This window comes from Pseudomonas sp. GG8 (genome assembly GCF_052976945.1).
This window is the reverse complement of sequence record NZ_JBRIIP010000001.1, coordinates 1,384,158-1,402,801: the sequence shown is the minus strand read 5'-3', so window position 1 is coordinate 1,402,801 and position 18,644 is coordinate 1,384,158. Positions and strand designations below refer to the sequence as shown.

Annotated in this window: 16 protein-coding genes, 4 tRNA genes and 1 riboswitch; of the genes, 5 read left to right on the top strand and 15 right to left on the bottom strand. The window is 52.5% G+C overall.

Annotation, left to right across the window (positions count from 1 at the left end):
- Positions 1 to 134: 134 nt before the first annotated feature.
- The 4 genes from ACVBEG_RS06875 to ACVBEG_RS06860 form a co-directional block, all read right to left on the bottom strand.
- The gene (locus ACVBEG_RS06875) at positions 135 to 1,544 is read right to left on the bottom strand and encodes a hypothetical protein (RefSeq protein ID WP_447107510.1); all 1,410 of its coding nucleotides are present in this window, start codon (positions 1,542 to 1,544) and stop codon (positions 135 to 137) included.
- Positions 1,541 to 2,701 (bottom strand): UvrD-helicase domain-containing protein, encoded by a 1,161-nt coding sequence (locus ACVBEG_RS06870; protein ID WP_447107509.1) that lies wholly within the window; start codon positions 2,699 to 2,701, stop codon positions 1,541 to 1,543. The genes ACVBEG_RS06875 and ACVBEG_RS06870 overlap by 4 nt, the downstream gene beginning before the upstream one ends.
- Positions 2,702 to 2,715: 14 nt before the next feature.
- Positions 2,716 to 4,125 (bottom strand): protein kinase domain-containing protein, encoded by a 1,410-nt coding sequence (locus ACVBEG_RS06865; protein ID WP_447107508.1) that lies wholly within the window; start codon positions 4,123 to 4,125, stop codon positions 2,716 to 2,718.
- A gap of 574 nt (positions 4,126 to 4,699) precedes the next feature.
- A tRNA-Arg gene (locus ACVBEG_RS06860) sits at positions 4,700 to 4,776 on the bottom strand.
- Between the two features lie 324 nt (positions 4,777 to 5,100).
- On the opposite strand from ACVBEG_RS06860, the gene ACVBEG_RS06855 reads away from it, so the two are divergent.
- The 3 genes from ACVBEG_RS06855 to ACVBEG_RS06845 all read left to right on the top strand — a co-directional run bounded on the left by ACVBEG_RS06855 (position 5,101) and on the right by ACVBEG_RS06845 (position 6,355).
- Positions 5,101 to 5,343: a hypothetical protein gene (locus tag ACVBEG_RS06855; protein WP_322180164.1), complete on the top strand. Its 243-nt coding sequence runs from the start codon at positions 5,101 to 5,103 to the stop codon at positions 5,341 to 5,343.
- A gap of 41 nt (positions 5,344 to 5,384) precedes the next feature.
- A complete protein-coding gene (locus ACVBEG_RS06850; RefSeq protein ID WP_219060380.1) occupies positions 5,385 to 5,570 on the top strand; it encodes a PA3371 family protein in 186 nt (61 codons plus the stop codon).
- A 455-nt stretch (positions 5,571 to 6,025) separates the two neighbouring features.
- Positions 6,026 to 6,355, top strand: coding sequence for an Arc family DNA-binding protein (locus tag ACVBEG_RS06845; RefSeq protein ID WP_322180166.1), 330 nt, complete (start codon positions 6,026 to 6,028; stop codon positions 6,353 to 6,355).
- A gap of 130 nt (positions 6,356 to 6,485) precedes the next feature.
- Here ACVBEG_RS06845 and mgtE read toward each other — a convergent pair whose 3' ends face one another.
- Entirely contained in the window at positions 6,486 to 7,928 is a 1,443-nt protein-coding gene (mgtE, locus tag ACVBEG_RS06840) for a magnesium transporter (RefSeq protein ID WP_322215420.1), read from the bottom strand.
- 309 nt (positions 7,929 to 8,237) lie between these two features.
- Here mgtE and ACVBEG_RS06835 point away from each other — a divergent pair, with 309 nt between their 5' ends.
- Positions 8,238 to 8,765 (top strand): cell envelope protein SmpA, encoded by a 528-nt coding sequence (locus ACVBEG_RS06835; RefSeq protein WP_407074657.1) that lies wholly within the window; start codon positions 8,238 to 8,240, stop codon positions 8,763 to 8,765.
- A 19-nt stretch (positions 8,766 to 8,784) separates the two neighbouring features.
- Here the strand turns inward: ACVBEG_RS06835 and ACVBEG_RS06830 are convergent.
- The 7 genes from ACVBEG_RS06830 to ltaE all read right to left on the bottom strand — a co-directional run bounded on the left by ACVBEG_RS06830 (position 8,785) and on the right by ltaE (position 14,745).
- A tRNA-Arg gene (locus tag ACVBEG_RS06830) sits at positions 8,785 to 8,861 on the bottom strand.
- Between the two features lie 73 nt (positions 8,862 to 8,934).
- Positions 8,935 to 9,011: transfer RNA gene (locus ACVBEG_RS06825), tRNA-Arg, on the bottom strand.
- A 107-nt stretch (positions 9,012 to 9,118) separates the two neighbouring features.
- Positions 9,119 to 9,209 (bottom strand) — tRNA-Ser (locus ACVBEG_RS06820).
- 62 nt (positions 9,210 to 9,271) lie between these two features.
- Positions 9,272 to 9,460, bottom strand: coding sequence for a carbon storage regulator CsrA (csrA, locus tag ACVBEG_RS06815; protein WP_020290522.1), 189 nt, complete (start codon positions 9,458 to 9,460; stop codon positions 9,272 to 9,274).
- Between the two features lie 183 nt (positions 9,461 to 9,643).
- The gene (locus ACVBEG_RS06810) at positions 9,644 to 10,879 is read right to left on the bottom strand and encodes an aspartate kinase (RefSeq protein WP_322180171.1); all 1,236 of its coding nucleotides are present in this window, start codon (positions 10,877 to 10,879) and stop codon (positions 9,644 to 9,646) included.
- A gap of 96 nt (positions 10,880 to 10,975) precedes the next feature.
- A complete protein-coding gene (alaS, locus tag ACVBEG_RS06805) occupies positions 10,976 to 13,594 on the bottom strand; it encodes an alanine--tRNA ligase (protein ID WP_322180174.1) in 2,619 nt (872 codons plus the stop codon).
- Positions 13,595 to 13,740: 146 nt separating this feature from the next.
- Positions 13,741 to 14,745: a low-specificity L-threonine aldolase gene (gene ltaE, locus ACVBEG_RS06800; RefSeq protein ID WP_322215414.1), complete on the bottom strand. Its 1,005-nt coding sequence runs from the start codon at positions 14,743 to 14,745 to the stop codon at positions 13,741 to 13,743.
- A gap of 216 nt (positions 14,746 to 14,961) precedes the next feature.
- A riboswitch (FMN riboswitch) is annotated at positions 14,962 to 15,131 on the top strand.
- A gap of 130 nt (positions 15,132 to 15,261) precedes the next feature.
- Here ltaE and ACVBEG_RS06795 point away from each other — a divergent pair.
- Complete coding sequence (locus ACVBEG_RS06795; protein WP_322215412.1) at positions 15,262 to 15,774, top strand: 6,7-dimethyl-8-ribityllumazine synthase; 513 nt, start codon at positions 15,262 to 15,264, stop codon at positions 15,772 to 15,774.
- A gap of 93 nt (positions 15,775 to 15,867) precedes the next feature.
- On the opposite strand, the gene astE is transcribed toward ACVBEG_RS06795, so the two are convergent.
- From astE to astB, 3 genes are read right to left on the bottom strand one after another with little or no spacing between them, the layout of a single operon-like run.
- Positions 15,868 to 16,878 carry a succinylglutamate desuccinylase gene (gene astE / locus ACVBEG_RS06790; protein ID WP_322180180.1) on the bottom strand — a complete coding sequence of 337 codons (1,011 nt, stop codon included), beginning with the start codon at positions 16,876 to 16,878 and terminating at the stop codon, positions 15,868 to 15,870.
- Positions 16,879 to 16,911: 33 nt separating this feature from the next.
- A complete protein-coding gene (locus tag ACVBEG_RS06785) occupies positions 16,912 to 17,199 on the bottom strand; it encodes a topoisomerase II (RefSeq protein WP_219064507.1) in 288 nt (95 codons plus the stop codon).
- A 56-nt stretch (positions 17,200 to 17,255) separates the two neighbouring features.
- Positions 17,256 to 18,602, bottom strand: a complete 1,347-nt coding sequence (astB, locus tag ACVBEG_RS06780; protein WP_447107507.1) for an N-succinylarginine dihydrolase — start codon at positions 18,600 to 18,602, stop codon at positions 17,256 to 17,258.
- Between the last annotated feature and the right edge of the window lie 42 nt (positions 18,603 to 18,644).

Sequence of the window (18,644 nt, the reverse complement as noted above, 5' to 3'; positions counted from 1 at the left end):
CGTTTCGGCGATGGTCGAGAAGGCGTTACGTCACCTATTAATTTGTATGGCTAGGTGAGCTTATAACTCATTCCATTACAGTTTTTATCGGAATGAATCACGTAGAGACAGATTCTGTGATACGCCTTCACAGGCTACGGTTTGCTAGAAGGGGGACGCCCTCCGCGTTTTGAGCGAGTGTCTTTGCTACTGTTCGACTCTTCCAACTGGAAAGACTCCTGGCGAGTCTCACGATGATCGGAAGCCATAAGATTTTTCGCCTTTACCGCCAAGCTTACTAACTCGGTCAATGTGAATTGAAGTTCCTTTTCTCTTTTACTGTTATTAGTTTGCTTTTTGCTATTAACCTCGACTGAGGTTGTACTGCTTAATAGTCGGAACTGACAGGAGGCGCCTGGAAAAACTTCAATAGATAAGACCCGAGGATACATTTTTGGTAGGTCGGAAAAAACCTCATGCCCTTCATAAGTTTTAGACAACCAGAAATATTCTGGCCAGCAAAGATCAGTTTGAGTTAAATCCATCCAATCAAAATTTGATTGGAAGGGGCGCTCAATGCTTTTCACTGCTCTAGCCCACTGAGGATCCCAACAGCCCGGCCCCACGTATGCGGCAAAAAGTCCGAACCAAGCCAATGATGCAGGAAACTCTTTATTCCATTTGCGCAGTAAAAAAATATGAGACGTTCCTCTCCCCACTAGGAAGGCTGCGGCGGAAAGTGTCGCACAACTAATTGCATTTAATGAATAGTTAGAAGGCGAATCCAATATTTCAGAAGCGATTTTGTGAAATGTTACGACTCTTTCTTCGATGGAATCGCTTAAAAGGCCAGGGTAGTTTCTTATCCGTGGTCCGATCAACGAGCGCGTAGAGGTAAAGTAGGAAGATTCTATACGATCTATTAGACTTATTATCAACTCTGCCGATGGACGAGGATCTGGTCTGAAATCTTCTAGTAAATCCCACATGGGTCGCAGATCGTCTACAGAAACAGAGCGTTTTACAAACCTATATTCTTGCTCTAGCGTTTTCAGTCTGTTGATCGTTGAACGTGTTATCTTTTTATCTTCATGTAAAATAGTGGCTTTAGCCACTGTATTGGTGTAAGCCGCTTGTGCTCTCGATAGCGGTATAGTGTTTATGTCGCTTTCAATTTCGCTTTGAGCAAGCATCTCCCCAATCGTTAAGCATGCCCAATGGTAGGTAATTATCGGGTGCGTACCAGTGGGTTCGTTATTTTTACATGAGTTCCAATCTTCGAAGTTTACAACTCTAGAAAGCTGGCTTAAAGGAGAGGTCTCAGGTGCATAAACTCTTAGCCATGAGAGTATTTCGGAGCTATTATCCTCGTGAACGACAATTAGCGAAGGATTACTAAAGTGCCTGCCTCTGTGGTCAATTGCGTAGCCAATAGCCACTCGATTTTTGTCTAAATCAAACTTAGATAAGTGGCTTCTGCCATAGGAGGATAACTGGCTTTCGCCAAGTAAAAGATTTGGTAGGTCTTCTCTCTCGAAAGAGTGCCATAGCATTTCACGTTTCATTGGGCTCCCTCGAATAAATCTTTAAGATCGAAATGTACAGGTTCAGCAAATGCGCTCTCGAGCGCTTTTGTTGTTTCGCCAGTCTTATATGCATTCAAAGCCGTCTTGGCACGTGTAACGGCAGTGTAGCTTAATTTCGTTCGTCGTAATGGACCACTTTTTAGCTCTTCGGTCCCAAATAGGTGTACTGCGCGAAATTCTGTGCCTTTTGCTCCATGTATAGTCAACACATGAATTGGAGTATTTGTGAAGCTTGGGTTCTTATCAATACCGTGGACGCATACTAAGTCAGACAAATCAGTTTCATCGAAACGATCGCGGAGTTCTTGTCGCGTTAATTTGGTTCCGCAGAATATTCCAATTGAATCATTGTTGAACGCTTCAAGTTGTACTCTGATGAGATTTATCATCACTTCAAATTGGTCATCTCTACTATCACAGATGTGTAGTTTGGCACTTGAGTCCCCTTGAAGTTTTGAATTGTACTTTGAGCTATTTTCAAGAGAGTCTTGCCCCTCTTCTGGAGGGAGTAGCCTGTCTGCAACTCTTGCAATTTTATGGCCAATTCTAAAGTGCTCTGTGAGTACATGCTTTTCAAGGCCTAATTCATCAGCGATGTCTAAGCCATCGCGATAGTAAATTCCTTGTCTCGTATCGCCACAAATGCAAATATTATCACTTAGTCTTAGTAATTCCTTCAGCTCTGCGAGAGATAAATCCTGAGCTTCATCCACAAAAATTGCATCATATAACTTAGGCGAAGGTAGATTCTTATTTGCTTCAACCACCAGCCTCAGGATTTCAGCGCGAGCGTCGTCGTCGAAGTCTGAATTCGGGGGAAGAGGTCTTTCCCCCAAGTGATGCGTAATGTGGTCATAGGCCCATGCATGATAGGTTTTAATTTGGCTTTGTGAGATAAGTTGTTTCGCGCCGATTCCGCTACGTATGAAATTTGCCAACGAGCTTGTATAAGTTAGAATTAAACTGTTTTTGCATGCGGCAGATACCGCCATGTATTCGGCCCGGAGTAATAGCAGATTCGTTTTACCCGAACCAGGGGGGCCTTCAAAAAGGTGTTTGCCATGTGCGGGTAGACGAATTAGTTCTCTTTGAGCCTCTGAGATTTGACCGATGGTTCTCCACCAACTTGTATTCATTTCTATTTTCCTTGTTAGGACATCAGGTCAAGATTGTGGAGGTCGCCTATGTTTCCAGTGCCACTCAAGATTGTGATACCTTTTGTTATCGCTGACGCGACGGCGTTAGCAATATTTGTTACAACTTCTTGATCCGCGCTATCAATACAGCACTCGCTAATTACTGCATTAGTTCCAACGGTGGCAGTTTTTTCTAGATCACTCACTAAAAAACTTGCAGATAGGCATATTTCTGCATGTCTAGCATAAACTTCGCTCATCCATGAGATTGATACAATGCAGTTAATAGATAAATTTTTCTGCGGAGTACACGAAAAAACAATATTATCCATCGAGTTTGTTGGCATTTTAAACTTCGCGGGAAGCTCAAGCCCGCAAGCTTCAATTAGTTCGGTTCTTAAACGCTCTGCGGCTTTGTTCCAAAACTCAGTTCGATCGAAATCTAGTCGAGCGTCTTCTGCCTCACGCTCTATAGCCCCGGTATGTGAAGTTGTTTTTACAACTAGCCTGCGCAGTTGCTTAAGAGGGGGCTCTGTATTTTCAAATAAAAAATCGTCCCAGGTTACGATTTTTAATCGCCTATCTAAATCTTTTGTTAAACATCGAGAAGCCAATGCCTTATGTTGTAATAATCTGTAGGGCTGAGAGTCATCAAATGTTGGTAATTTCGTCAGAACTGCACGTGCTACAAGCCACCGATTTTTCATTTCTATTTCTTGTTGAAATAGAGGCTTTTTCATAATCATGTCATGGAGAACTGCACCAACCTGATAAAAGTTAAGGCCTTGCCAAAGTGCTTTTGATGGCTGATCCAGACGAAACAGGTATTCTGGCGAGCTGTACTGAGCTGTTGCTAGAAAAGGTCGGGTGTTATTGCTGTCTGTACTTGCTGCATCATTATCGCTTTCAAATTCTCTCGCAACTCCTAGGTCTAGAAGCTTAAGTTTTAGAAAGTCTGATGATATATGGATGTTTTCAGGTTTTATATCGCGGTGAACTATGTCCTTGCTTTCTAAATAGCGCACAGCGTCAACCAGCTGGCTTATTAATCCAGTGACTTTATCGTCAGGTATATTTTTAAGTTCTGTTTTTAACTGTGGCCATTCCACAAATTCCATTTCTATAAAAGCAGTGCCTAAAGCTATGTCTACTGTATAGGTTTGCACTAGGTTCGAGCAGTCGTGACCTATTAAGCGTTGCTGAAGCTCTAGACGCCTTTTGTCGGGAGTATCAGCTTCTTCTGCGATGAGAGTAGGATCAAATACTTTGAAAGCGCGATAGCCTTCTGGTCCGTAAACTTTGAATACAGCCGCCGACCCTCCAGCCCCTACGTATTCGGGAGCCTCATACTCGCCTCGTTGCTGTAGATAAGTAATAAGGCGACTTTCAATATCTTCAATCACTGGGCGAGACAAATCCGGCATCCCTTTCTCCTTTTTTCATTCCATCGTATTTTTTTCTCTTCCAAGCAAACCTCATATGGATGGCCTGGAGGAGCTGATTGAGAGTAGCGACTCTCGCTCATCTTGAATACTCCTATTCAGCAGTGCCTGAGTGCAGGATTTGGCAGTGTATTGCGGGATGTGTGACTAGGGGGAGAGCTAAAGTTTTCACCGGTCTCGGAGTCGAAGCCTGCCAGTGCGGTGTCACTGAGGGGCCTGCGTTTGATTTCTGGCCGTTTCACGCCCGTGTGTCCCCTCGGCTCTTGAAATGCCTAAGGATGCGCCGTGGGATACATAAAGCTACAGCATGAGGGTGGGCAAGCAGAAACAACAAAGCCCGCACAGGGCGGGCTTTGCGGTGCGTTACGTAGCCATCGAGAGACAACTAGAAACATCATTTTGGTGCACCACGCGGAATTCGAACCCACGCTCCCCTACCTTCGGAAGGCTGTCCCCTGAAGGGCATTTTCATGAGTAGATGGTTAGCAATGCACCCATCCTGCACCCATGAATCTTTATCTCTCTTCGCCTTAATGGCTAGAGGCCTTGAATTATATGGTGTCCCAGGGCAGGTTCGAACTGCCAACCTTCCCCTTAGGAGGGGGATGCTCTATCCAATTGAGCTACTGAGACACGAGTGCTGGAGCACAGGAAAGGCACCAGCAAGGACGGCGTGCATGTTAACGGCACTGCATGACTTTGTCATGTCGTCCTTGGCTTTTTAAGCTGTAGTACTGCGCTGACGAGACGGTTCTGGATGACGCCCCCCTTTGCAATCATGCAAATTGCACTACTGCAAAAGGCCATCATTGCAAAGTGCAAGACGCACGCGCACCAATACAAGCATAACCTATTGATTTTTATCATATTTTGTATGATTTCCATTTGGCACAGAGCATGCAACTAGCTACTCATACAGGAAACCCCTGTAAAAAGTTTCAGGTGGAGGTACTTAATATGAACATTGCCCTTTCATTCCTCAATGCCGCTGCCCTCGTCGCGCTGGTGACATTTCAGTTTCAAGGCAACAGCAGCGACGATGAACAGATCAGTGCTCAGGTACAGACACACCACCTTATGCAACAGGCTTCGCATTTCGCAGTGATGACCGACCAGTCCTCAAACAGAGCTATGCTCACCAATGACAGCAATGACGCCATGCCGCTGTCGTTTGATCGTTCCGAACGTTGGGTTTTTTAGTCGCCCGATTTTTTCCGGTATCAATCCCTACGAGAACTGCCATGTCAAAATCCGCACTGTCATTTCTGGTTCTGGCATTGATGGCAATCGTCATCGATATGCTACTTCCGCTGGATGCGAATGCCATGAGCTCTTTGCTTAAAATCGCCAGTGGCCTGTTTATCGTGCTTTTCATTGTGGCGCTGGTCGTCGGCCGAAAAATCAAATTCGACCCGCTGCTGCGCTAACCCTCTTGCCTCTCTGCATCCCTCTGTAAAGGCAAGGAGGCAGCCGCTACCCTAAGGATCATTTGACCCGCGCGCAGGCTCAGAAACATCTCCCCCCCTCTTCATTTGCTTGATTTACCCGTAGCCCCTGGAAAATCGATCAAACCGCTCTACGCTCATGAGAAGCCTGTCGCGCACAACACGACGCCCGAATCGGCCAAAAACAGGACTTTCGGAGCGTCGGCAGCACGAATACTTTGCAAAGCAGCCCGCAATTCTGATAATTGGTACTGGCTAATCGCCTTTACCAAGCTCAATATTTGTCACATAATTGGCGCCAAGGAACTGGCAAAAGTCGGGCATGATGCTGACCTCTTTGACATTCAGGTTGAACATTTGCCCAAAAAGGCTGTCACAACATGACATCTTGCGGCCAATTGCTAAAACCGCTCCCTCTGAACTAACCGGTTAAATATATGAGCCCTATGAAACAGGCTACTTATTCCAGCCGCACGGCTGACAAGTTCGTAGTACGACTACCTGATGGCATGCGTGACCGCGTGTATGAGGTTGCCAAAAATCATCACCGCAGCATGAACTCCGAGATCATTGCTCGCCTTGAGCAGAGCTTGATTCAAGAAGGCGCGCTGGGCGACGAGCCAAGCCTGCGTCTCGACAGCCCGGAACTGTCCTTGCATGAGCGCGAATTACTGCAGCGCTTCCGTCAACTTTCTCATCGCCAGCAAAACGCACTTGTTTCGCTGATTGCTCACGATACGGACAACGCTGCCGACGACGAGTCCTGACAGCGAGATCAAGATATTCAGGCCAGCATTTAGCTGGCTTTTTTATCGATATTTTTATTATCGGATCGTTGTAGCACCTCTTTTTCAAGCTAAAAAAAACCGCCTTCCGGCGGTTTTTTATTAGTCGTATTCAAAGCAAGAAGACCGTCGCCAACCCCAGAAAGATAAAGAACCCTCCGCTGTCCGTCACCGCAGTAATCATCACACTCGCCCCCATGGCCGGATCTCGCCCCAGACGCGTCAGCGTCATCGGGATCAGAACCCCCATCAGCGCCGCAAGCAACAGATTGAGCGTCATGGCGGAGGTCATGACCACGCCCAGCGACCAACTACCGTACAGCAAGTAAGCCACCACCCCAATAACGCCACCCCATATCACGCCATTGATCAGCCCGACCGCCAGTTCTTTGCGCATCAGGCGCGATGTATTACCGGTACTGACCTGGTCCAGCGCCATGGCCCGGACGATCATGGTAATGGTTTGATTACCGGAGTTACCGCCGATCCCGGCAACGATCGGCATCAACGCCGCCAGCGCTACCAGTTTTTCGATCGAGCCCTCAAACAAACCGATGACACGCGAAGCGATAAAGGCAGTGATCAAATTGATCGCCAGCCAGGCCCAACGGTTGCGCAAGGACTTCCAGACGGAGGCGAAGATGTCTTCTTCTTCACGCAAACCCGCCATGTTGAGGACTTCGTTTTCACTTTCTTCTCGGATCAGGTCGACCATTTCATCAATGGTCAGACGCCCGATCAGCTTGCCATTCTTGTCCACCACCGGCGCGGAAATAAGGTCATAACGCTCAAAGGCTTGAGCTGCGTCGTAGGCATCTTCATCCGGATGAAAACTCACCGGATCGCTGGCCATCACCGCAGCCACCTGCTTATCGGGATCGTTGACCAACAGACGCTTGATCGGCAGCACACCCTTGAGCACACCGTCGTAATCAACCACGAACAGTTTATCGGTATGCCCAGGCAACTCTTTGAGGCGACGCAGATAACGCAATACTACTTCAAGGCTGACATCCTCACGGATCGTCACCATCTCGAAGTCCATCAGCGCACCGACCTGCTCCTCGTCGTAAGACAAAGCAGACCGTACGCGCTCACGCTGCTGGCTATCGAGAGACTCCATGAGCTCATGAACAACGTCACGCGGCAATTCAGGTGCAAGGTCGGCCAGTTCGTCGGCATCCATCTCTCTGGCAGCCGCCAGGAGCTCATGATCGTCCATGTCGGCGATCAGTGTTTCACGGACAGAATCGGAAACTTCAAGAAGGATATCGCCGTCGCGCTCGGCTTTTACCAACTGCCAGACAGTCAGACGCTCTGCGAGAGGCAAGGCTTCGAGGATGTAAGCGACGTCGGCGGAGTGAAGGTCATCGAGTTTGCGTTGCAACTCGACGAGGTTCTGCCGGTGAACGAGGTTTTCTACGCGGTCATGATGCTGACCTTCCTGACGGTGAGTCAGGTCTTCGACCACCCGCTGACGATGCAGCAGCTCAACGACTTGAGCGAGGCGATCTTGCAGGCTTTCTTGTGTTTTTTTTACTTCTATTTCGGTCATAGGCGAACTCCACCCCCAGCAGCGGAGCACGCCCGGGAGATCAATCAGTCAATTCATGATTGGTAAAACGTAATTCAGGGTAACTACTGGGTAAGTCCATGGAAGTATTCCACAAGCCCCGACGGGGCTGACGGGCGCAATGATACACCGCTTGAAAGCACCACACGCTACAAAACCTAGGCAAGAACAAGCGCTCGCGCGACAAAATTGAATCAATACATGTACGACGTTACATCTCGAGAAGAAAGTACGCACTCTGCCAAATAAGCATGGGCTAGCCTTGAATACAGCCGTCACGGAGGACGCTGAATGCCCGCCACTGCTCGAACGACCCTCTTGCTCACCCTGCTCTACTTTCCCCTGCCAACGCTGGCCACAACCGTTCAACGCTGCGAAGACGCCCAAGGGAATATCACCTTCACGTACCAGGGCTGCCCTAGCGGTCACAGCACGCACCTGCAAAGCACCTACAACGCACCACCAGGCAACGTAGTCCATCTGCTGCCTGAATCTACGCCTTCCTCAAGACAGGTCTTGGCGCCGCCGGACAATCGCCGAGCACACAAAGAACTGGTAGTTGTCGGCCAGAGAGACGACGGGTGCGAAAATCAAGTGAGTGGCGAACAACGGCGGCGGGCGATCATCAATCAGCGAGTCCGTGCAGGCATGAGTTTTCGGGACGTAGAAAGCTCACTGGGCAAGCCGGATAAAATAGCCGAAAGAAACGGAGAGACCCGTTATCACTACAACGAAAAGAAGGGCCGCAGCAATCAGGTTGTATTCGACGAGAACGGATGCGTAAAGGGCAAACGTCAGAAAGCAAAAAGCCCGCATTAAATGCGGGCTTTTTGGTGTTTGGTGCACTCGACAGGATTCGAACCTGTGACCGCTCGGTTCGTAGCCGAGTACTCTATCCAGCTGAGCTACGAGTGCAATTGGCGTTTGATAAACCAGACCACCGCTGGTTGAAGCAAGTTGCTTACATCACTGCAAACAACCCTTTAAATGGTGCACTCGACAGGATTCGAACCTGTGACCGCTCGGTTCGTAGCCGAGTACTCTATCCAGCTGAGCTACGAGTGCATTTGTTGCCGCGCATTATAGATCGTTTAATCATTTGGTCAAGCACTTTTACGAGTAAATTCAAACACTTACCGCTCAAGCCAGATTACAACGCCCTACATAAATAATGGCGGAGAGGGGGGGATTCGAACCCCCGACACCCTTTTGAGGTGTACTCCCTTAGCAGGGGAGCGCCTTCGGCCACTCGGCCACCTCTCCGCAACACGGGGCGTATAATAACCGCCTTTTCCCCGTTTGCAAAGCCAAAAATTCAATAAAAATTAATGGCTTGGTTCCTGGTCCTTCTCTTTCTTGATGCGCAGGTAAATTTCCTCACGGTGAACAGCCACCTCTTTGGGGGCATTGACACCGATTCGTACTTGATTACCTTTAACGCCGAGCACGGTCACTGTGATTTCACCATCACCAATGATCAGGCTTTCTGCGCACCGACGAGTCAGAATCAACATACTTTTCTCCTCACGCACTACTTTCAGGGACAACAGTCTGCAAAGCTAAAACAGCATTGGCCTACAACAAAATGAGCAATAGACCTACACCTGAGTATTGACTAGCGCAAAGAAAAGAACAGCCTTCCTACGCAGATCAAAAAAACGAAAGGCGCGGATAAACCGCGCCTTTCGGGCAACGCATCACTCGCCCTGTCGGGCCGGAGCGTCCAATTCAAAAGCGGTGTGCAACGCACGCACTGCCAGCTCCAGGTATTTCTCTTCGATAACCACAGACACCTTGATTTCAGACGTCGAAATCATCTGGATATTAATGCTTTCCTTGGCCAGCGATTCGAACATACGGCTGGCGACACCCGCGTGCGAACGCATGCCCACACCCACGATCGACACCTTGGCAATCTTGGTATCACCGACAACCTCACGAGCGCCAATTTCACGCGCCGTGTTTTCCAGCACCAGCAAGGCTGCCTGATAGTCGTTGCGATGCACGGTGAACGTGAAGTCGGTGGTGTTATCGTGCGCGACATTCTGCACGATCATGTCCACTTCAATGTTCGCGCCACTGATAGGGCCCAGAATCTTGAAGGCCACCCCTGGGTTATCCGGCACGCCACGGATGGTCAGCTTGGCTTCATCACGGTTGAAGGCGATACCGGAAATGATCGGCTGTTCCATGGATTCCTCTTCATCAATGGTAATGAGGGTGCCCGGACCCTCCTGAAAACTGTGCAGAACGCGCAGTGGAACGTTGTACTTGCCAGCAAACTCGACCGCACGGATCTGCAGCACCTTTGAACCGAGGCTGGCCATTTCCAGCATCTCTTCAAAAGTGATCTTGTCCAGACGCTGAGCCTGCGACACCACACGCGGGTCGGTGGTGTAAACGCCATCGACGTCGGTATAAATCTGGCATTCGTCAGCTTTCAACGCAGCCGCCAGGGCCACGCCGGTCGTGTCCGAACCACCGCGACCGAGGGTGGTGATATTGCCGTGCTCATCGACACCCTGGAAACCGGCGACAACGACTACCCTGCCCGCCTTCAGATCGGCACGAATCTTCTGATCGTCGATTTGAAGGATACGCGCCTTGTTGTGTGCGCTGTCGGTCAGGATACGTACCTGATTGCCGGTGTAGGACACCGCTGGCACGCCACGCTTGATCAAGGCCATGGCCAACAGGGCAATGGTCACTTGCTCGCCCGTGGACACAATCACATCCAGCTCACGCGGAACCGGTTGATCGCTGATCTGCTTGGCCAATCCGATCAGGCGATTGGTCTCGCCACTCATGGCCGACAACACAACCACCAGCTCGACGCCTGCATCGTGGAACTTTTTAACCTTGTCGGCCACCTGCTCGATTCGCTCGACAGAGCCAACGGAGGTGCCTCCAAATTTCTGTACGATCAAAGCCATCTCAAAGCAGCCTCAGCCCGTGAAGGGCGCCCATTAAACATTCAAACCCATCAAAGCGCCAAAGCCTGCCGTCAGGCGGCAGGCCTGGTGGACGATTTAAACACCCTGCTCGACAAAGGGTACGGTCAACGCCAGCGCTGCATCCAGTGCACCGGCATCAACACCACCACCCTGAGCCATATCAGGACGACCACCGCCTTTACCGCCTACGGCAGCGGCCGCTTGCTTCATCAAATCACCGGCTTTGAGTTGGCCAGTCAGGTCCTTGGTTACGCCTGCAACCAGTACGACCTTATCTTCATGGACACTGCCGAGCAGGATCACTGCGCGGCCGAGCTTGTTCTTCAACTGATCAACCAGCGCCAACAGGGCTTTACCATCCTGACCGTCAAGGCGCACGGCGAGGACTTTTACCCCTTTGACATCCAGCGCAGAGGACGACAGATCATCGCCCGCAGCACTGGCCGCCTTGGCCTGCAATTGTTCGAGTTGTTTTTCCAACTGGCGGTTACGCTCCAGTACAGCCGAGAGCTTGTCCAGCACGTTGTCGCGACTGCCCTTGATCAGCGTCGCGGCTTCCTTGAGTGTGTCTTCCGCCGCGTTGAGGTAGGCCAGCGCCGCAGCGCCAGTGACCGCTTCGATACGTCGAACGCCTGCTGCAACGCCACCTTCACTGATGATTTTCATCAGCGCGATGTCGCCGGTGCGATTGGCGTGAATACCACCACACAGCTCGACCGAGAAATCGCCACCCATGCTCAGTACGCGCACGTTGTCGCCGTACTTCTCGCCAAACAGCGCCATGGCACCTTTCTTCTTGGCAGTCTCGATATCGGTTTCTTCGGTTTCGACCGGGGAGTTCTTGCGCACTTCGCGGTTTACGATGTCTTCCAGAGCTTTCAACTGCTCCGGTTTGATCGCTTCAAAGTGGCTGAAGTCAAAACGCAGGCGCTGACTGTCGACCAGCGACCCTTTCTGCTGTACATGCTCACCGAGTACCTGACGCAACGCGGCGTGCAGCAAGTGCGTCGCCGAGTGGTTCAGGGATGTGGCGTGGCGAACCTCGGCATCGACCTCTGCATTGAGTTCGACACCCACTTTAAGACTGCCTGCAGCCTGGACGCCGTGGTGCAGGAAAGCGCCGCCGGTTTTGGTGGTGTCACGTACGTCGAAACGCACGGCACCCGCCGACAGATAACCGCAGTCGCCAATCTGACCACCGGATTCGGCATAGAACGGCGTCTGATCGAGGATCACAACGCCCTCTTCGCCTTCGCTCAATTGCTCGACCGCCTGGCCGTCTTTATACAGCGCAATCACCTTGGCGACAGCGCGAGTAGCGGTATAACCGATGAAGCGCGTGGGCTCATCAACCTTGACCAGGCTGTTGTAGTCCATACCAAACGAACTGGCCGAACGAGCGCGCACGCGCTGGGCGTCCATTTCGCGCTCAAAACCTTCCTCATCAAGGGTCAGGTTACGTTCGCGGGCGATGTCGCCGGTCAGGTCCATCGGGAAACCGTAGGTGTCATACAGCTTGAACACCACATCACCCGGCACCACGCTGCCTTTGAGTTCAGCCAGATCCTGCTCGAGGATCTTCAGACCCTGCTCCAGGGTCTTGGCGAATTGCTCTTCTTCAGCCTTGAGCACGCGCTCGATGTGCGCTTGCTGCTCGGTCAATTCCGGGAAAGCGCTGCCCATTTCCGCGACCAGCGCGCCAACGATCTGATAGAAGAAGCTGCCTGTGGCGCCCAACTTGTTGCCATGGCGGCAGGCGCGACGAATGATCCGGCGCAGCACATAACCGCGGCCCTCGTTGGACGGCAGCACACCGTCGGCGATCAGGAAGCCGCAAGAACGGATGTGGTCTGCCACGACTTTGAGCGAAGGCTGCATGTCGTTGCTGCAACCGATGGCCTTGGCTGAAGCGACCAGCAGGTTCTGGAACAGGTCGATCTCGTAGTTCGAATGCACGTGCTGCAGCACGGCACTGATCCGCTCCAGGCCCATGCCGGTGTCCACCGACGGCGCTGGCAACGGATGCAGCACGCCATCGGCAGTGCGGTTGAACTGCATGAACACGTTGTTCCAGATCTCGATATAACGGTCACCGTCTTCTTCCGGCGAGCCCGGTGGGCCACCCCAGATGTCGGCGCCGTGATCGTAGAAAATCTCGGTGCACGGACCGCAAGGGCCGGTATCGCCCATGGTCCAGAAGTTATCGGAGGCGTACGGCGCGCCTTTGTTGTCGCCGATACGCACCATGTGCTCGACCGGTACCCCGATTTCCTTGGTCCAGATATCGTAAGCTTCGTCATCGCTGGCGTAGACCGTGACCCAAAGCTTTTCCTTGGGCAGGTTCAACACACCGGTCAGGAAGGTCCAGGCGTAGGTGATGGCATCGCGCTTGAAATAATCACCAAAGCTGAAGTTACCCAGCATTTCGAAGAACGTGTGGTGACGAGCGGTATAGCCGACGTTTTCCAGGTCGTTGTGCTTACCACCGGCACGCACGCATTTCTGGCTACTGACCGCACGGGTGTAGGCGCGCTTTTCCTGACCCAGGAAGCAATCCTTGAACTGGTTCATCCCCGCGTTGGTAAACAGCAGGGTTGGGTCATTGCCCGGAATCAAAGAGCTGGAGGCTACACGGGTGTGACCTTGCTCTTCGAAGAAGCGAAGGAAGGCTTCACGGATTTCTGCGCTTTTCATAGATTCTTCCACGGAGACGGCGGCCAGAGGCAAGTGCAAAGTGTTAAACGAGGGTGCGACTTGCAAAGGGCCGCATTATATAGGCGTTGCGCCGTCGGTACAGCGTGTTTGTACGATAGAAACAAGCAATTGGATCGTCGGCAACATCACCCTTTAGCGAACTCGGCAAATGCTGCCACGACCTGTTCGATCTGAATACGCGATACATCCAGGTGCGTGACCATCCGCAAGCGCGCTGCGGCACTGAGCTTGATGCCCCGTTCAGCGCAAAAACCCTTGAGCGCTTCAGCCCGATCATCGACCTGCACGTACACCATGTTGGTCTGTACCGGTTCGACCTGATAACCCAGCCTACGCAAGCCTTCGGCCAGAAATTGGGCATTGGCATGGTCATCGGCCAATCGCTCGACGTGGTGCTCCAACGCATACAGCCCGGCAGCAGCGAGAATCCCGGCCTGACGCATGCCGCCCCCGACCATCTTGCGCAAACGACGGGCCTTGCCAATCAGCTCGGTCGTGCCGCACAACACTGAGCCGACCGGGGCACCCAAGCCTTTGGACAGGCACACCGAGACAGAATCAAAGTACTGGGTGATTTCTTTGGCATCAACCCCCAGCTTCACCGCCGCGTTGTACACGCGCGCGCCGTCCAGGTGCAAGGCCAGACCCTGCTCATCACACAAGGCTCGAGCGGCAGCCAGGTACGACAGAGGTAAAACCTTGCCCTGCATGGTGTCTTCCAGTGCCAGAAGTCGGGTACGGGCGAAATGGAAATCATCAGGCTTGATCGCAGCCAACACCTGATTCAAATCCAGCGAACCATCCGCCTGGACGTCAAGCGGTTGCGGCTGAATCGAGCCCAATACCGCGGCCCCGCCGCCTTCATATTTATAGGTATGCGCTTGTTGGCCGACGATGTATTCATCGCCGCGCCCACAATGAGCCATCAAACCGAGCAGATTGCTCATGGTACCGCTGGGTACAAACAGACCCGCCGCAAACCCGAGCTGGCCGGCCAGATGCGCCTCGAGACGGTTCACAGTCGGATCCTCGCCATACACGTCATCGCCCAACGGCGCACGCGACATGGCGTCGAGCATTCCAGCCGTGGGCTGGGTCACGGTGTCACTGCGCAGATCAATTACCGTCACGATAGAGCTCCATGAGATGTTCAAAACCCGGACAGTGAACGCAAGAACAGTCCTGCGATCACTCATTACTGAGGCCATTGAGTACTTTATTCAAGGTCACACTTCATGAACCGACCACTTCGATATAAGAAAAAGTCAGGACACCCTGACTAAAGTGTCCATGCATACTCGAGAAAACTATGATAAAAAATGCGCGCCGGCAGAAGATGCTGTCGGCAACGTTCTCAGGGCGGGGTGTGATTCCCCACCGGCGGTAATAACGCAAAATGCGTTTAGCCCGCGAGCGCTTGTGGTGCAGGATGCTTCGGCTCCCGCCCTGACAAGGTCAGCAGACCCGGTGTGATTCCGGGGCCGACGGTCATAGTCCGGATGAAGAGAGAACGGGATTGGCACCAAAGGGCCGTATCGTGCGCATCGCCATGAACACTTTTGCATTCTGGCCATGATCTCGACGTACCCTTGAATCCCATTCGATCCAAAGCGCCCTGTTTTTTTTATAAACAGGAGTCAGAACAGATGCAACTCACCTCAATCGATAGCAAAAGCAAAAGCCACCCTAACGAGCGCATCGCTTTTATCCAGGCCTGCTGGCACAAGGATATTGTCGATCAGAGTCGTAATGGTTTTGTCGCTGAAATGGCAAACCATGGCTACGCCGAGAGCGATATCGATTTCTTCGAAGTCGGCGGCGCGTTTGAAATCCCTTTGCACGCCAAGCTGCTGGCCAAAACCGGACGTTACTCAGGCATTGTCGCGGCCGGCCTGGTGGTCGACGGCGGTCTTTATCGCCATGAGTTCGTCGCTCAATCGGTTGTCAGTGCGTTGATGCAAGTGCAGCTGGAAACGGAAATCCCGGTATTTTCCGTGGTCCTCACGCCGCATAACTTTCATGCCGGTGACGAACACCAAAAGTTCTTCTTCGAGCATTTCGTGCTGAAAGGCGCAGAAGCTGCAAAAACCTGTGCTGACACCGTGAACAAGTTGCGCAGCTTGCGTCGCACCGAGCCGCAACAGCGCGTCGCGGTTTAATCAGCAGCGCTTCGCGCAACAAACTGGGTCTAGGTAGCTGACTTGTCTGCGAAAGGCGGGGTCGCAAACAAGTCAGTTACAGATCCTTTGGCTTCAAGCCAATTCTTCGCCGTTACTGGGCACAATCAGAATGCCAGCGCGCAAGCCGTTCTTGACCTTGGGGTTAGGGAAGATGATACGTGCGCCCTGTTCTTCAACGACCCAGCGGGTATCGGCCAAGTCATTGGCCAACAGAAAGCCTTGGTCCAGTTCCGAAAAGTTCTCGATGTCCGCAGGCAAGTTCAGCTTGAACGCATCGCTGTGCTTGATGATTTCACGGGCCACGCTGAATAGCTGCAAACCGTTGAGTGGCTGATCGTCAAACGCTGGTTCCGTGCCTTCGATCATGTGTTTGAGACGCTTTTCGAGTAACTGTAGATTGACCTGTTGGTTTTCCCCGAACGGCCGCGCCTTACCCAATTCCAGGGTAAAGGACTCAGCACCTAACTTGTCGTAGGTGTAAGAACTGAAGACGATAGATGCCTTGTTTTGCAGCAACACTGCCTCCATCCCCGCCGCCTGCAAGCGCGCCAGTTCAAGGCGCGAGCGCTGACGACCTTCCTTCCACGGATACAGCGCGAATTGCTCGATCTTCGAACCACGAATGGCTGTGTGCAGGTCGTAATGCAAGCGATAACGATCCGGCAGACTGAAGAAACTGGCCGCCAGACGCTCCAGCTCGCAGGCCCGTAAAGCCTCGAAGCCGCTGGTCTGTTCATGGCGTCCGTTGAACAACCGGTTCACATCCTGCTCGATATAACGCTCCCCGCGACGCATGGCCACGGGGTTGCCGAACAGGAACAAAATACGTGCCCGCGGTTTCAGATCGCCGCGTGCGATGTCACGAATCAATTGGTCCAACAGCTCGATAGGCGCGGTTTCGTTGCCGTGAATCCCGGCGGACAACAGCAAGTCCATGCCATTGTCCCGGGCTGCAGGCGGACGGACTTCAAGCGCCCCTTCGCTCATCCAGCGCATACGCACGCCTTCGACAGTCAGTTGAGTCTTTTCCGCTGGTTCATGACCAGCCAGGGTCAGTTCAAGCAGCTTGCCGAGAGCGAGCATACGTCGTGCTCCTTATTGAGCGGGCGTGGTATTTCAGTGATCGTGGGCGCAGTCAGGACCGTGAACGTGCTCTTCATCACCGACGTCTGCCGGTTCCATTTCCAGTTGCAGGCTGACCAGGTTGGTCGCCAAAGGACGTAACAGCAGGTTAGCGTATTCGGCGTCACCCTCTTCAACATCGACGCCAATCAGCAACTGACCACGGCCATCGTGCTGAATCCACAGCTCTTTGCCTTGCCACATGACCGCAACACGGGTGCAAGAGGTCTCCAGCTGGGTGCCGTCGGTGTCTTCAAGGATCAACTGCAGGGTGTCGCTCATAATCGAGTGCTCTTTAGAGAGGGAAATCGCGCGCCCCTCTTCAAGGGCGCGTACTTTCAATTGATTTGGAAGGGATAAACCGAGCCCAGTTTAAGGATTTTCGTCAGTTCATCCAGTGCCGCACGGCATTCAAGCAACAATCCGGGATCGGTCAGGTCGGTTTCGCTCATTCGATCGCGGTAGTGCTTCTCGACCCACTGGGTCAGCGTGTCGTACAAGGGCGCCGTCATGATAACCCCTGGATTGACTGCCGCCAGCTCGGTTTCGTTGAGTGCGACCCGCAGCCGCAGGCACGCCGGACCACCGCCATTCTGCATGCTTTGCTTGAGATCGAAGACTTTCACTTCAGTGATCGGGCCATCGTCAGCGATCAATCGCTGCAAATACTGCCAGACGCGCTCGTTGCCTCGGCACTCTTCCGGGACGATGAGCAGCATTGAGCCATCGGCACGGGACAACAACTGGCTGTTGAACAGATAGGAACGCACCGCGTCTTCGACCGCGACTTCAGCACGTGGTACGCAGATCGCACGGAAGCGCCCGCCGCGTCGCCCCAGCTTGTCGTGAATTTCAGCCAACATGTGTTCGGTATTGAGGAATGCATCTTCGTGATAGAACAGCAGCTCACCGTTGCCCACTGCGATCACGTCGTTGTGGAATACCCCTTGATCGATAACCGCCGGGTTTTGCTGGGCGAAGACCACACCGTCTTCGCTCAGACCGTGCAAGCGCGCAACAGCCTGCGAAGCTTCCAGGGTTTGCCGCGCCGGGTACTTCTGCGGCGCCGGGTAACGGGTGTCGAATGCACTGCGCCCAAACACAAAAAACTCAACGCCCGCTTGGCCATAGTCGTGGCAAAAACGAGTGTGGTTGGCGGCGCCTTCATCGCCAAATTGCGCCACAGCAGGTAACGCCGCGTGGTGGGCAAAGTGCTGCTGATCAGCGAACATCGCCGTTAATACGCGGGTGGTAGTCGGGTGTTCGATGCTGCGGTGGTACTTGCAATTGAGGTTGGCCGCAGTGAAATGCACCCGACCATCAGCCGTGTCGGCGCTCGGGCTGACCGTGGCAGCGTTAGCCACCCACATACTTGATGCCGAGCAACTGGCGACCAACAACGGCATGGCGTCTTTGGCGGCTTGCTGGATCACTTGCGCGTCGCTGCCACTGAAACCCAAAGAGCGCAGTGCAGCCACATCCGGGCGCTCCTGCGGGGCCAGCACGCCTTGGGTGAAGCCCATTTCCATCAGGGCCTTCATCTTCGCCAGACCTTGCAACGCCGCTTCCCTTGGCTTGGAAAACTGCTGACTGTTGCTCTGGGACGCGACGTTGCCGTAGGACAAACCGCCATAGTTATGGGTCGGACCCACTAAACCGTCAAAGTTGACTTCATATGATTTCATCGGCGAGGCTCCATGGATCTGTTGTTATTGGCGTAAGTTCCG